Annotated in this window: 14 protein-coding genes; all 14 read right to left on the bottom strand. The window is 41.2% G+C overall.

Annotation, left to right across the window (positions count from 1 at the left end; translation table 11 throughout):
* Positions 1-91 precede the first annotated feature (91 nt).
* Complete coding sequence (locus tag ED605_RS03355; RefSeq protein WP_121977484.1) at positions 92-316, bottom strand: cold-shock protein; 225 nt, start codon at positions 314-316, stop codon at positions 92-94.
* 136 nt (positions 317-452) lie between these two features.
* Positions 453-3,260, bottom strand: coding sequence for an isoleucine--tRNA ligase (gene ileS / locus ED605_RS03350; RefSeq protein WP_121977483.1), 2,808 nt, complete (start codon positions 3,258-3,260; stop codon positions 453-455).
* A gap of 287 nt (positions 3,261-3,547) precedes the next feature.
* A complete protein-coding gene (locus ED605_RS03345; RefSeq protein ID WP_121977482.1) occupies positions 3,548-4,222 on the bottom strand; it encodes a DivIVA domain-containing protein in 675 nt (224 codons plus the stop codon).
* A 15-nt stretch (positions 4,223-4,237) separates the two neighbouring features.
* A complete protein-coding gene (locus ED605_RS03340; RefSeq protein WP_121977481.1) occupies positions 4,238-5,032 on the bottom strand; it encodes a YlmH family RNA-binding protein in 795 nt (264 codons plus the stop codon).
* Between the two features lie 21 nt (positions 5,033-5,053).
* Positions 5,054-5,341, bottom strand: coding sequence for a YggT family protein (locus ED605_RS03335; protein ID WP_263852925.1), 288 nt, complete (start codon positions 5,339-5,341; stop codon positions 5,054-5,056).
* A gap of 28 nt (positions 5,342-5,369) precedes the next feature.
* Positions 5,370-5,645: a cell division protein SepF gene (locus ED605_RS03330; RefSeq protein ID WP_225419033.1), complete on the bottom strand. Its 276-nt coding sequence runs from the start codon at positions 5,643-5,645 to the stop codon at positions 5,370-5,372.
* Positions 5,646-5,775: 130 nt separating this feature from the next.
* Positions 5,776-7,098, bottom strand: coding sequence for a cell division protein FtsZ (ftsZ, locus tag ED605_RS03325; RefSeq protein WP_121977479.1), 1,323 nt, complete (start codon positions 7,096-7,098; stop codon positions 5,776-5,778).
* A 24-nt stretch (positions 7,099-7,122) separates the two neighbouring features.
* On the bottom strand, positions 7,123-8,427 hold the full coding sequence (gene ftsA, locus ED605_RS03320) for a cell division protein FtsA (RefSeq protein ID WP_225419032.1): 1,305 nt from the start codon (positions 8,425-8,427) through the stop codon (positions 7,123-7,125).
* Between the two features lie 107 nt (positions 8,428-8,534).
* On the bottom strand, positions 8,535-9,362 hold the full coding sequence (locus tag ED605_RS03315) for a cell division protein FtsQ/DivIB (protein ID WP_121977477.1): 828 nt from the start codon (positions 9,360-9,362) through the stop codon (positions 8,535-8,537).
* Between the two features lie 103 nt (positions 9,363-9,465).
* Positions 9,466-10,557 (bottom strand): undecaprenyldiphospho-muramoylpentapeptide beta-N-acetylglucosaminyltransferase, encoded by a 1,092-nt coding sequence (murG, locus tag ED605_RS03310; RefSeq protein WP_121977476.1) that lies wholly within the window; start codon positions 10,555-10,557, stop codon positions 9,466-9,468.
* Positions 10,557-11,936, bottom strand: a complete 1,380-nt coding sequence (murD, locus tag ED605_RS03305; RefSeq protein ID WP_121977475.1) for a UDP-N-acetylmuramoyl-L-alanine--D-glutamate ligase — start codon at positions 11,934-11,936, stop codon at positions 10,557-10,559. The genes murG and murD overlap by 1 nt, the downstream gene beginning before the upstream one ends.
* 123 nt (positions 11,937-12,059) lie before the next feature.
* Positions 12,060-13,019, bottom strand: coding sequence for a phospho-N-acetylmuramoyl-pentapeptide-transferase (mraY, locus tag ED605_RS03300; RefSeq protein ID WP_121977474.1), 960 nt, complete (start codon positions 13,017-13,019; stop codon positions 12,060-12,062).
* A 58-nt stretch (positions 13,020-13,077) separates the two neighbouring features.
* A complete protein-coding gene (locus ED605_RS03295) occupies positions 13,078-15,237 on the bottom strand; it encodes a penicillin-binding transpeptidase domain-containing protein (protein WP_121977473.1) in 2,160 nt (719 codons plus the stop codon).
* Positions 15,234-15,620, bottom strand: a complete 387-nt coding sequence (gene ftsL / locus ED605_RS03290) for a cell division protein FtsL (protein ID WP_121977472.1) — start codon at positions 15,618-15,620, stop codon at positions 15,234-15,236. The genes ED605_RS03295 and ftsL overlap by 4 nt, the downstream gene beginning before the upstream one ends.

Raw genomic sequence — 15,620 nt, 5'->3', positions numbered from 1 at the left:
AATCACCCTATTTTCATTAATGAGTTTATTTTACAAACAATTTCCATTGAATGCAATGGGTGGTCACACAAGCCGCTAATTAAAGGGCCCCTCATTCATGGATAATAGTTGTGTCATCAATGATTTGCGCTTTTGCAGCCTGAGGTCCCTTTTGACCTTCAACTACGACATAGGCGACCCGAGCACCTGGAACAATCCGAGCATAGTCTGATTCATGGAAAGCATTTTTAAAGAAAAATAAGGTATCGCCCTGATCTTGATCAATAAATCCAAAAGCATTTTTCGCATTATAGGTCTTGATTTTTCCATACAGCATCCAATTCATCCTCCTCACCAAACCCTTACCTCAAACAAAAAAGAGGTCGGTCAGATTAAAAACCTGTCTCAACCTCTTAATTGTACTGGTTTAATTCAAACTTTTAAATGTTTTTTGAAGTGACAATGTCAAAATTTTATTTAACATCAAACCCTTCAGCAACCGTTTCTGGGAATTCGCTGCGAACAATTTCAGCACAGGATCGGCAGAAAGTTGGATAATCAGGATCAGCGCCTACATCAGTTCTGATCAATCGACAACGTTCACAGGTCTTACCCTGCGCATGCTCAGCAAACAATGCCAGACCATCACTGTCAAACTTTGTGCTGGCGTCGGTGGCCTCATTGTAATGCTTAATACTTAACTGCGAAACTAACAAGACCGTTGCTAAATCAACATTAAGGGACTTAAGCAAGTCACTGACTTCAGTTGTTGCATAAATGGTCAAAGCTGCTTCGGAAGGCTTGCCGATTTCCTTAGCATCACGAGCTTCTTCCAGCACTTTAAGCACATCGTCACGATAATGCATAAACTTTGTCCAACGCTCTAGAATGCCTTCTTCATCTTCAAAATGCTGAGGCTTTGGGATTTCAGTCAATTGAACAAAGTCTTCTGGTTCTTTTAAAAATCCCCAAATTTCTTCAGCGGTATGTGGTAATACCGGTGTCATCAGCTTCGTTAAAGTAGTCACAACATCGTACATTACGGTTTGCATTGACCGACGTTTATGACCATCTTTACGGTCAATGTAAACGATATCCTTAGCCATATCCAGGTAGAAAGCGGATAAATCGCTTGTCACAAAGTTTAAGAATTTTTTATAGAACGTCAGAAAATCGTATTTTTCAAAGCTGTCACGAGCCTCGCCTAAGAATTTATTAAGCAGCACCATCATATATTGATCCTGACTTTCCATCTCAGCAAACGGCACCGCATTTGTTTTCGGATCAAAATCAGTTGTGTTGGCCAGCAAAAACCGCATCGTATTTCGAATCTTTTTGTAAGCATCCGAAATTTTAACAAAGTTTTCTTGACTAACCCTGACATCAGCCGAAGTATCAACGGAGGTAACCCAAAGTCGAACAATCTCAGCCCCCATCTTCTTGATAATGTCAATTGGGGCAATTGTATTTCCTAAAGATTTACTCATCTTATGGCCTTCACCATCCAAAGTAAACCCTTGTGACACAATTGATTTATACGGCGCCTTATTGGAAACGGCAACACTGGTAATCAAACTGGAGTTAAACCAGCCACGATATTGATCTGAGCCTTCAAGATACATATCTGATGGATAAGTTAACTCTGGTCGAGCAGCTAGAACACCTTGATGAGACGACCCTGAATCGAACCAAACATCCATGATATCATTTTCTTTTGTAAATTTACCATTAGGAGAATGTTCGCTGGTAAAGCCATCCGGAAGAAGGTCATTGGCTTCTCGTTCAAACCAAATATCGGAGCCGTACTTTTCAAACAGATCGGCAACATGGTCAATCGTCTCCTGCGTGATAATTGCTTCCCCATCTTCGCCATAGAAAATTGGTAGCGGAACTCCCCAAACCCGTTGACGAGAAATGACCCAATCACCACGATTTTTAATCATATTACTTAATCGGACTTTGCCCCAATCCGGATAAAACTTAACGTCTTCAATGGCATTTAGAATATCATCTTTAATTTTATCAACGGAAGCAAACCATTGCGGCGTTGCCCGGAAAATAATCGGTTTTTTGGTCCGCCAATCAAATGGGTAACTATGGTTAAGTGGCATGTAATCTAAAAGTAAGCCCGCCTGCTTTAGTTTATCCAGGGCAATTTTATTGGCATCTTCATAGAAGACACCGGCGAAATCATCCCCGGCTTCCTTTGTCAGGTAGCCTTGGTCGTCAACCGGAGCAAAAATATCCAAACCGTATTTTCGCCCAATGTTAAAGTCATCTTCACCATATCCAGGAGCGGTATGGACAAGTCCAGTACCAGCATCCAAGGTAACAAAGTCACCCAACATCGTTAATAATTTTCGACTATGATCAAAGGGATGTTCAGCAAGGATTCCCTCCATATCACGCCCTTTAACGGTTTTAAGAACCTTAACATTCTTCCAGCCAAACAATGATTCATCTTTTTCAAGCAATTCGCTGGCAATGACGAATTGACGATCGTCACCTTCTGGTTGAACGACTGCATAATCAAAATCGGCATCTACCGTAATCCCTTCGGACGCTGGAATGGTCCAAGGAGTGGTTGTCCAAACAACCATGTAAGTTTTGTCATTTTCAAGAACGCCTTTACCATCCACCACTTTTTCACCATAGAAAGCAGATGGTGATGTCACATCATGATACTCAACTTCAGCTTCAGCCAACGCAGACTCTGATGACCACGACCAGTAAACCGGTTTCTTGCCCTTATAAATCAAACCACGTTTGGCAAATGCCCCAAAGACCCGAACCTCAGCGGCTTCAAATTCATGCTGAAGCGTTAAATAAGGATGCTGCCAATCACCGGAAACGCCCAGTCGTTTGAATTGGGTCATTTGTCGTTGCACTTGCTTCATCGCATACTCTTGACAAAGTTTTCGAAAATCATTGGTTGACATCTTTTTGCGATCGTAACCGGCTTGAGTCAATTTTTGTTCAATTGGTAATCCATGAGTATCCCAACCTGGAACATATGGTGCTCGATAACCAGTCATCGATTTATAACGAACGATAATATCCTTGGAAATTTTATTCATTGCATGGCCCATGTGAATGTCACCATTTGCGTACGGTGGTCCATCGTGAAGCACAAAGGTTGCCTTACCTTCATTAAGTTTTTGTCGCTGCTCATATACATGATTTTCTTCCCAGATTTTTTGACGCTCAACTTCTTTCACTGGAAGGTTCCCACGCATTTTAAACTTTGTTTTACCTAAGTTTAATGTGTCTTTAACCCGCATTGTCTGACTCCCTTTCTCTGTAACTCAATAATAGTGTGAATAATGCTCAAGCTAATCACAAACACCCGTTGATGGCTTCTAATGATACAAAAAAAGATTCCGCCCAAGGGACGAAATCTTTCGTGGTACCACCCAATTTTAGGATTCAAAAATCCTATCTCATTTGATCAAAATCGATATGTACAAGAGGTGATCGGTTAAATGACCGGTGACTGCTAAACTTTCACCATCTTTAGCTCGCTAATGTTTCGGCAAAATAACTTTCTGGTCTCTCATCGATTTTATTATTATTTTTGCTTATCGGGATAAATGACAACTGTTTGAAGATCATCATTTTTTGCTGCTGGTGTGCTTTCGACTGAATCAGCATTATTACCCTGTTTGCTTTCTGATTCTACATCTGAATTTGTTGACTTGTCAAGATCCCCGACAACTTTTTCAATATCTTCATAAGTTGTTGTTGGCCCATCTTCAACCAAATGATCCCAGTCAGACCCTTTAATAACCGCTAATTGACTCTCCAACATTACTTCAAGTCGTTGACGGAAAACCCGGGTATTCTTCTTAAGATCATCAGTTTCAATTGCCAACTTCTTGGCACGTTTTGAAGCCTCTTCCAAAATTTGAGTTGATTTTTCATTAGCTGTTTGAATGATATCATCAGCTTTCTTTTGGGCTTCTCGATTGGTAATTTCAGCTTCTTTTTTGGAATTATTTTTTACCTTATCGGCCGCTTCCTGGGCAACTAGAATCGATTGATTCAACGAGTCCTTCAGGTCATTGAAATAAGAAAGTTTATCCTTCGATTCGCTCAGTTGAGATCTAAGATCCTTATTTTCTTCCAAAATAATCTGATAATCTTTAATGATTTGGTCAAGAAAGTCATTGACCTCATCAATATTGTAACCTCTTAATTTCGTTGAAAATTCTTTATTATGAATATCCTGTGGACTTAATACCATGATGAACCAATCCTCCTATTTATTCCGGTTATACACACTTATGATAACTCTAATTTTATCTTTTTTGGTCATTCCGGCAATTTCATTAATCACAATTCGCCCATAGCCACGCACAGAAACAATATCTTTAGTCGATAATTCCAAGTCCGGTCGCTGAGTAGCAACCCAATTAATCCGAACCTCGCCGCCATCAATTAATTCTTTGGCATGGTGACGAGAAATATGAAATCCGTCACTGACTAAAGCATCAACCCGCATTGAAGGAACCGTGGTTGTCAATTCTTCGCTCTCATCAACCGGTTCAATCACCTGCTCAGGACTTACTCGCTCAAGCTTGACCTTAATTTTACCAATATGATCAACCTGTGTTTTGACATAGTCTGCCATTTCGGATTGGACCATAAATTGCCATCTAAGCCCATCGGTTATAATATCGCCAATGACATTACGTTCAATGCCGGCACCCATTAAGGACCCTAAGATTTGACCATGTGCCAAAGTCGCAAATTTGCTCGGATAATCAATCTCGAAGATCGTTATCTTAAAGTCATCATTCTTAGGTGTAAAATACTCGGGATAAACAATTGTCCGCCTAAGTTCGGCATTTGGATACCCACCATAAGTTGAAAATCGAATGCCATCGTGCCGATTAATGATCGATTCTAAAATATAAAGCTGTCTAGGATTTAAAAAATCAGTTAAAATCGGCCGATACTCATTTTCGACTTGGCCACTCAAATTATCGATTGACTCGAGAAACGGAACCTCATCAGATCGAAAATGTTGAGAAATGTTGGCATCAACAGCCATCACTAATCCCCCTCTGCTTTGCTAATAGCCATAACCGTAGCCAATGAGTAGTTCCCCCAAATAAGTGATACCACCTTGAACAAGGCCTAACACGATCAGTGCCACAACTGGCGCAAAACTGATCATACCAACGGATGCAAAGTTAAAAAGTCTTTGAAATGGTTCCACAATTTGACCAAGAAAACGGCCAAACGCAGTTCCATAGGCGTTGGGGAACCAACTCATTAGTGCATAGATCACAATTGCCAGCATGTAAATACTAATCAGCTTATTTAACAACCAAACGATCGTCGAGATTACAGAAACCAATCAACTACCCCTATCTCTAATTTTTTAGCTACTTAGTGACTTTGAAATTTTTTGGTGAACAAATAAAAATGTTTTTATCAAGTCGATTAATCGTACCATGAATGGCGAACAACACACCATTCAAAAAATCAACCATTCTTTCGGCAGACTTAATATCAAGTTTGCCAAGCTTAATAATAACAGCACTGTCTTCTAATAATTTTTGTGCAATGGTGTCAACATCGGTGTAATTAATGGGTTCAAAAACCACAATATTATTGTCAGTTTCCAACTCTTTTCGGGTCATTGGCACAACATTATTCACTGAATTTGTCTCCTCATTCTTCGGCTTATCCGATTCCATTCCAAAAAAATTAGCAAAATTAAACTTTTCTGACATGCCTATTTCCTTTCGAATTTCACCACGCCCAAGCGGACACCGTTATGACAAACAATTATTTTTTGTGTCGTCGACGGTGCTTGAAGAATGGTGGAATATCATCTTGTGACTCACCACTATCAGGTTGGCTGGAATTATCCGAATTGACATCGGGTTGAAACGGATCAAAATCCTTCTTCTCAACGTCATTAAATTCATCGTTATTCGGAGCTGCTGGACGGGCTGTCGGTTGTTTACGAATATCCCAGTTCCCCAAAGGATCCGAATTATCAGTCTCACCAGCTAATTGACCACGGTTAGCATTTTGAGAATTTGGCCGATTTCCGGCATCAAATTGACGTGGTCGACTCCCAGCCTGTGGCCGTGCCGACGGTTGAACTGTCCGTGTCCGGCGAGTTTCCATTCGTCCCTGCTCAGCTGCTTTTTTATCAATTCCTGTTGCAATAACGGTTACCCGGACTTCATCTCCGAGCGACTCATCAATCGAAGTTCCAAAAATAATATTAACATCACTAGTTGCAGCTTGCGACACAATATCTGAGGCGTCTTGTGCTTCAAAAAGTGACAAATCTGGTCCACCGGTAATGTTTAGCAAGACCTGCTCAGCACCATCAATTGAAACTTCTAATAATGGCGATGAAATGGCCTTTTCAGTAGCTTTCTTGGTTCGATCCTCACCATTGGCTGCACCAACTCCCATCAGAGCAGAGCCCTGATCCTGCATCGTCGTCTTAACATCAGCAAAATCCAAGTTGACGTAGCCGGGACTTGTAATCAAATCTGAAATTCCTTGAACCCCTTGACGAAGAACGTTATCGGCTTCCTTGAAAGCATCCATCATTGGCGTCTTTTTGTCAATCATATCTAATAACCGATTGTTGGCAATGACAATTAATGTATCAACATTTTCCTTTAATTGAGCAACTCCTTCATCAGCGTATTTACTACGCTTAGGCCCTTCAAATGAAAATGGCCGTGTTACCACGCCAACCGTCAAAGCACCCTGGTCCTTAGCAATTTTGGCAACAATTGGTGCAGCACCATTTCCGGTACCACCGCCCATTCCGGCAGTGACAAAAACCATGTCAGCACCTTCCAGTGCTTCAGATAGTTCTTGTTCGCTCTCCTCAGCAGCTTTCGCACCGATTTCAGGATTTGAACCGGCACCCAAGCCACGGGTCAATTTTGGACCAAGTTGAATTTTAGTTTCTGCTTTAGATGTTGAAAGTGCCTGAACGTCTGTATTTGCAACAATAAATTCGACGCCCTTGACGTCAGAACTAATCATTGTATTGACGGCGTTACTGCCACCGCCGCCAACGCCAATAACCTTAATCACTGCTCCGTGATTTTCGGTGGAATCAAGTGAATATTCCATAATTATTTTACCTCCGTTTTAGTGCTAATCAAAGAAATCGCTAAAGAAGCTCTTGATTCCTTCGCCACGTTTTTTCTTCTGTGTTTTTCGTTTTGGTTTGTCTGATTGATTCGACACAGGGACCTGAGACTCATTTGGTTCTGTTAGCTTTGGAACTTTCGTTGATGTTGCACCAACGGCTGAGCGGACGATCATCTCAACTTCCGAAAGATCCGAGAAGTAAGAAACCAATGATAATCCAGCCGTAAATGACGGGTGTCTTAACCCCATTTGATCAGGAATATAGACTCTGACATTCGTATTGAATTGATCAGCAGCCAATTCGGCGATTCCAGGGAGCGCAGCCACGCCACCACTCAAAACAATGCCACCGGGCAATTCCAGGGCTTTAATTTGATCAAGTCGATCTTTAATTCGATCAAAGATTTGACTTAAACGGGCCTCGATAATTTCAGCCAGGTATCGTTCATCGATATAAGTTGGCTCAGTCTGCCCAACAACATCAACGGGAAATTCATTGTCTGCTGACGCCTGAAGTGAATCCGCGTACCCGTAGTCACGCTTAATTTTTTCAGCATTTTCCATTGAGGTATTCAAGACAATTGAAATATCCTTAGTAATGTATTCGCCACCCTCGGGATCCGTTGTCGCGTACTTCAGCTGGTGGTCATGAATGACCGAAGCGGTTGTCTGACCACCGCCAAGGTCAATAATCGTCGTGCCAAAGTCTTGTTCACCATCATTTAAAATTTCATGGCCCTCGGCAAGTGGTGTCAAGACGGTCGAAACAATGTTCAAGCCCGCCTTACCAACTGCTTTCTTTAAATTGTGCATAATACCTTTGGAACCGGTAATCAGTTTCCCACGCATTTCAAGACGCACCCCAACCATTCCTCGAGGATCTTGGATATCGTCAAATCCATCAACAATAAATTCTTCTGGTTGGATGTCAATCACTTCGCGTTCCTGGGGCAAACTGGTCCCTAAAGCTGAAACCGCCACGTTACGAACATCTTCAGCTGTAATCTCACGTGATTGATCATCTAATGTCACCAATCCATTACAATCTTCAATCCGCAAGTTATTTGCCGGAACACTCACAACAACATCTTTAATTTCAATGCTTGCTTTTTCTTGAGCTTGATTTACGGCACTCCTAATCGCTTCAGCAGCTTGATCAATATCAACAATCACGCCACGACTGAGACCGTTAGAAGGTTCATTCCCCACACCAATAACGTTCAGTTGCCCTTTAACTTTCTCTGCAACAATTACTTTTATTGAGGTAGTTCCTATATCAAGTCCCACATATAAACCCGAATTATCCATATATGTAAGGAACCTCCACATCTAGAATATTTTCTGAACATAACATAAGTTTAACACAATGATAACGCTTGAAAAAGATTAATTGATATTAATAATCACCCGCATCTCTAAGATTTATTTTTTGTCTGATGTTTGGTTATTGGATAAGAATAAGCTCCGACTTCCAAGTTAATAACACTCTTAACCTTTAGCCTGGAATTAATGCTTGGATAGTAATCCATCTTATCTCCAAAACTGGCAATTGACGCATAAACTCGATTACCGTCATTCATTTGTAGAAAAACTCGATCCCGGTTACTTTTCACGGGTGAGTAACTAATTGTATTGATCACTGCCCGAACTGGGGGACTAATCCTTCGATACTGTTGAATTGTCCGTCGCAGCGTGTGGGCATTTTTAAATTTTTTTAAAATCGGGAATCCATCACGCGGATTCAGGACCTTATTTTGAATAATCACACCGCTTTTTAAAATTGGCTGATAACCACCATTAGTATAAAGATAGCCGATTGTCGGATACTCTTCAACTCTAATGTCAATTTGATTAAAATGAACCAGTCGAATTTTAACTGATTGCATCCGCTGACTCCGTTGTTTCAAGCGATTGGCTAATTGATCTGTCTTTCCCCAGACGCTCAATAATGACATCCCTTTTTTGACTGGCGAGTAGTGTTTAATTTGCTTAACGCTGACAATCTCATTACCACTAATTTTAATTTGCTGCACCCTGCTGATTGGCGAAACCAGAAAACTCATGATACAGATGATCACGATAAATAAGATAATTAACGGCGACATTCGTTTAAAATTTCGAATTTGGTACCCTTTCAGAAACCAGAACGGGTGACGGCGTTTTTTTCTACTCTTTTTCTCATCTTTATCAGCTGCCTCCTGCCACGGGGTTAGTCCTTCCTCGTGGTCATTTCTTTTGCCCATTGTTGTTCCCCCTGTCAGCAAAGCTAACTCATTTAATGGCTGCCATTAGGTTACACGGTCATCATGTCACCAATCAGCTTATCAATTTTCAAAATCACAGCTACTATTTTGTCAGATTGTGGGCAATCTCTAAAATTTTATCAGCTGAATTAACAACCCCAAGACCTCTTGAGTTTTTTGCCATTTTCTCACGTTCAGCTGGATCGTGCATTAATTGATCAACAGCTTTTAACAAATTTTTAGGATTCAAATCGGCTTCCTTAATCATTAAGGCTGCACCTCTTGACACCAAGCTCATTGTGTTTTTAGTCTGGTGATCAGCCGTTACGTAAGGACTCGGAATTAAAATAGCTGGAATTCCCAAAGCTGTAATTTCTGCAATACTGGTGGCCCCGGCTCGGCCAATAATTAAATCCACTTTCGGCAGTACCTGTGGCATATTGTTAATGTATGGCAGCACTTTAATATTTGACTTAATTTGACTCTTTTGAAGTTTGTCCATCACCTGAGTGTACCGTTTTTGGCCGGTAACGAAAACAACCTGATAAGTCCGCCGATTAAACTCATTAATTGACCCAATAACTGCATTATTAATGGCAGGAGCTCCCTGGCTGCCGCCAAAAATTAAAACGGTTGAAACGTCATCTTTAAGTCCAATTGACGACCATTTAAAGTCACTGTGCATATTGGCAACTTGCTGAGCTCTCGGATTCCCGGTAAAGATGACTTTTTCTTCTGGAAATTGTGCCTTGGCTTCGTGAAAGCCAATGGCAATCTTATCAACGTACCGACTTAAAAACTTATTCGTTAACCCAACAGCACTGTTCTGCTCATGAATAATAGTGGGAATATGTGCTTTAGCTGCCGCATAAACCACTGCTCCTGACACATAACCGCCCGTCCCGATCACCACGTCCGGTTTAAAATCTTTAATGATTTTTTTTGAATCATGAACACTCTTTAGAAACAAAGCAATTGTCTTAAAATTTTCAAAAGATAACGATCGTTTAAAGCCTTGGATTTTTAACGCCACAAACTTAATCCCCTGCTTTGGAACAATTGAACTTTCAAGCCCACGATGTGAACCAACGTATAGCACTTCAGAGTCGGGCTCTTGTTTTAGTAAATCCTCAATAATCGCAAGGGCAGGATAAATGTGACCACCAGTCCCACCTCCGGAAATGATTAGTCTCATTAGTGTTCCTCCTGCTTATGCGTCAATTTTTCGACATCCTTAATAAATGCATCGCCTCGCTGCTCAAAAGTTTTGAACTGATCCCAGCTGGCATTAGCAGGAGAAAGTAAAATGACATCGCCGACGTCACTGTAACGATAAGCCACCGGAACAGCTTCATCCAGATTGTTAACCTTTGTAATTTCCTTTATACCAGCCTTTTGAAGTGATGTTTCCAGCAAGTCTGCTGTTTGACCAAACAAAACCGCTGCTTTAACATGCTGTTTGAACTGCGGGATCATTTTATCAAATGTGTACCCACGATCCAGACCACCAGCCAGCAAAACAACCGGTTGATTAAAACCTTCCAATGCGACTTGAGTGGCTTCAATATCAGTTGCCTTGGAATCATTATAAAATTTCCGACCTTCAGCTTCCAACACAAATTGGAGACGATGACGAACACCCGTAAAGGTTTCCAAAACATTGGTAATTGCTAAATTTGATTTACCTAAAATTTTAGCAGTTGCAATCGCCGCCAGCGCATTCTCAACATTTTGTTGACCCGGCACCTTAATGTCCTCAGCATTCATGATAAATTCATCATTATAGTAAAGCTTACCGTTTTTTTCATATGCCCCATGGTCAATTTCGGAAGTCCTGGCGAAAGGAACAACCTTTGCTTGAGATCGTTTACTTAACTGGCGCCATTCATCCGAATCAAAGTTCACAACAAAAAAGTCGTCAGGCGTTTGATTCATCGTAATTCTCATTTTAGCATTGACGTAATTTTGACGAGTTTTATGATAATCCAAATGGTTTGAAAAAATATTTGTTAAAACCGCAACGTGTGGATGAAGCTTTTGAATTCCCAATAGCATAAAACTCGAAAGCTCCATCACAATGGTATCATCGGCTGTTGCTTTCATCGCTGTTTCAGTTGCTGAAATACCAATATTACCAGCAGCATATGCATGGCCCTTTGACCGCTCTTGGTTAAGAATTTTCGTAATCATTGTAACTGTGGTCGTTTTACCATTACTACCAGTAACGCCAATAATTTCAGCATCAGTGATCTTGGCAGCCAATTCTACTTCCGTAATAATGAGCATTTTTTCCTTAACTGCTCTGGTAACAACCTCATTATCATAAGGGATTCCTGGATTTTTAACCATTAAATCGAAATGATGGTCCAAAATATCAGCTGTCTGCTTACCGGTCACTGTCTCAATTCCCCGATCTCGCAGCTCAGCAATTTCAGGAAGCTGATCACTCGGCTTAGCATCGTTCACCACAACGGTTGCTCCCAGCTGTTGCAATAATTCAGCAGCATGAGTACCACTTTTGCCGGCCCCTAAAACTAAAACGTGCTTGCCTCTATAATCGTCAATCATTTTCATCTTGCATTTATCCCCTTTGTCTCCTAGAAGTCAAACTCATTTATCAATTCAATTTAATTCTATCGCTATTAATGATTGGTACTCAAAGAGGTCGGTCGCAAAACCTCAGTCTCACACCAACCCTTAAACAATTGTGGCCACACTAATTATTGCCGCAACTAAACCAATGCTCCAAAAAACAAGATCTATTTTCCATTCCGACCAGCCACACATCTCAAAATGATGATGGATCGGTGTCATCTTGAAAACTCGTTTTCCGGTTAGCTTGAATGAGCCAACCTGAATCATCACACTAGCAGTTTCAAGAACGTAAATGATTCCGATGACCAGCAACGAAAACTCGTGGTGGACCAGAATTGACACACATGCTAAAGCACCACCCAGGGCCAGTGAACCCATATCACCCATGAAAATCTTGGCCGGTTTATGGTTAAAGATCAAGAAGGCCAGCAGTCCACCGATAACGGTGAAGCAAAACATTGCGACATCCGCTTGATGCTGAACAGCCGCAATGACGCCGTAAGCAGCAAATGAGATTGTTGCCAAACCAGCGACCAAACCATCAAGTCCATCGGTTAAATTAACAGCATTGGAGAAGCCAACCAACCAAAAAATAATGAACAAGATGTACCAATACCCAATGTGCCAGTCGGCCGCAAATGGCATTTTAATGGCAAGTGGCAGCCCCTCATGAATATAAACCAGGGAAAAAACAATTGCGGCAACGATCTGACCTAATAATTTTTGCCACGCCTTTAAACCTTCATTTTGCCGACGAAACAATTTGATGCTATCGTCCCACATGCCAATGAGCCCATAAACCACTAAAACAAAGAGCAAAATTGCTAAAGTAGGCGTTAACCCACCATGTACTGCCGCAATCGCCAAATCAGAAACGACAATCGCGGCAATGAATAAAATTCCGCCCATTGTCGGGGTTCCTGACTTTTTTTCATGCCATCTAGGGCCTTCTTCACGAATCATCTGACCCTCATGCTTACTTCTAAAATACTTAATTAATCCGGGCATTAAAACGACAGTGATCACAAATGCCCCAAGCGCTGAAACTAACCAATTCCCCATTTTCTTTTAGAACCATCCTTAAACATGATATTAAATTTATTAAGCCTAATTAAATAAGTTACTCAAAATTTACTTTTAAAGTTTGACCTTTCTTAATTGTCCGTGAAAAGTTGATACTTTGACTATCCGCATACCCGGATCCAGTTGCCGCCAATTTCAAACCGGTTAAGTGGCAGAATGTCTCAATGTCATGTTTGGACCAACCAATAATCCTCGGCATTTTCCAAGTGCCGTTGGTCAAAATAAAAACCCGTTTCTGTTCTGCTAACTGATGATTGGCACCTGGCGACTGTTTCACAACCGTCGTGCCATTGCCAATTGTGACGACATCAAAGTTCTTTTCATTTAAAATTCGTTTAGCCTCAGTAGTTGTTTGGTAAGCCACAGTTGGCACCCGTTTTTTAACCACTGTTTGCTTCGTATTCGAATTCTGCAATGCTCGAACAATTACCGGTTTAAAAATCTCTGCCATTAACTGGGTTGCCGTTTTGGTACCAGTCAACTTTGGCTGCTTCATCGTCACATACATAACGTATCTTGGGTTTTGAGCAGGGACCATTCCAGCTACCGAATATAGATAACTATCATCACCTGAAGCATAACCGCCATAACCATTGCTAACTTGCGCCGTTCCGGTTTTAGCAGCTACCCGATACCCTTTTATCTTATAATCATGCCCGATGCCGTACGATTTATAAACCACGTCCTGCATGTGTTCGCGAACTTTTTTAGCCGTTGAAGAACGAATTGGCCGACCAACTTGTTTGGGACCGTATTTTTTAACCGTTTTACCAGTATTTGGATCCGTTATCTTTGAAATAAAGTACGGCTTCATCATTTTACCATTATTTGATACTGCAGTTAAAGCCTGCATCATCTGAATCGGCGTAATTTCAATTCCCTGACCAAAGGCGGTATCAGCCTGTTCAATCGGGTAGTTAAATTGAATTCTACCGGCCAGTTCATTTGGTAACCCTGAATGAGTGGATTTTAGGAAACCAAACTTTTGAATGTATTTTTTCCACGTCTTCGGCCCCATTTGCTGTTCCAAATGAGCCATCGCAACATTACTCGACAGTGCAAAACCTTTGTTGTAAGTAATGTACCCCCAACCGGCAGTGTCCCAGTCCGGCACAATTTTGCCGTCAATCGAATACCGACCAGATTCGTAGGTGTCATTACCATGAAATTGGCCTGAATCAATCGATGCAGAAAGCGTAAAAATTTTCATCGTTGAGCCGGGTTCAAAGCTATCAGAAGTAAACGTATTAGTCCAAGCTTTACCGATTCCCGACATTGTCGCCGCATTAAAACTCGGTCGTTGCGATTCAGCGACAATCTTGCCGGTTTTAGCATCCATTAAAATTGCGTTTAAAGAAGCTGGGTGAACCTGTGATTGGACGGAAGTCATTTCGCTTTCCAATAAACTTTGAATTCGAGAATCAATTGTCGTATAAATGTTATCGCCATTTTTAACCCGACGCTCTTTTTGTTTTTTACCGGGTAGCTTATAGCCATAGACATCATAATCAGCATTCTTAAACCCATTAGTTCCGGCAAGCTGCTTATTAAAGGCCTTTTCAATGCCCATCTGACCAACTAATCCCGAGGTGCCGGTCTTCTTATCATTTTGAGATGTAGCGACCCCGATTAAATTGGATGAGAAAACGCCGTTGGGATACAAACGGGCTTGCTGCTGAACGAAGTTAATTCCCGGTAGATGCTTCGCTTCGATTTTTTTCTTCGTAATTAATGAAATATTAGTGCCTGCACTGCCAAATTCAACTTGAAACGGGCTGCCATGCTTGGGTGATAGAATCTTTAAAGCCTTCTTTTGACTGATTGGCAGATACTTCGAAAGAACCCGAGCTGTTTTGTTCTTGTTAACAACATACAGTGGCTTATCATTTAAGCCGCGCTGATTTTTATCAAGAACGGCATAGAGTGAATATGTACTGGTGTCTTCTGCAATCGGACTCCCGCTGGCATCGTAAATGGTCCCACGTTTAGCCTTTATGGTTTGCGTCTGGTTATATAATTTTTCCGCACGCTCATTTAAATTCACGTGTTTAACGTTTTTGCCCACCGCAATGACCATTAGCCGCAGAGATAGGATTAAAAAGACAATGAAAAAAATCAAAAGCAGTGAGATTCCAACGAGCTTTCGATTTTTACGGGCTTTTAAATTTTCTTCAGAACGGTTTTGTGGTTCTTTCATTTTGTAACATTCCTTATATTTCCATTGGAGAGAGACATCCCATTTTCTTTGGCAATTTTCTGCAACCGGCTACTACTTTGAAGTTCGCCGATTTGCTGTTTTAAATTCGTATTGTCATTGTGAATGTTGGAGATTCGAGTGTCTAAATGTTGCAGTTCATGTTGCGAATTAGATAGTGCAATCTTAGAGGAAACCACCATTAACATTAATCCCGTCAACAAGATACTGCCACCAATAATCAATACCTTTTCAAAGGCGTTCAACCGCAACCGTGGACTAAAACCAGGTTGACGTCCGGGCTGACTGACCCGCCTCGGTGTTGAAACATAAGGTTGTTCTGGTTCTTCTTGAGTTAGATTACGTGCTAAATTATTCTGTGCCAT

It is taken from the genome of Lentilactobacillus raoultii (genome assembly GCF_900411375.1).
GTDB lineage: Bacteria > Bacillota > Bacilli > Lactobacillales > Lactobacillaceae > Lentilactobacillus > Lentilactobacillus raoultii.
This window is presented reverse-complemented; position numbering and strand designations above follow the sequence as displayed.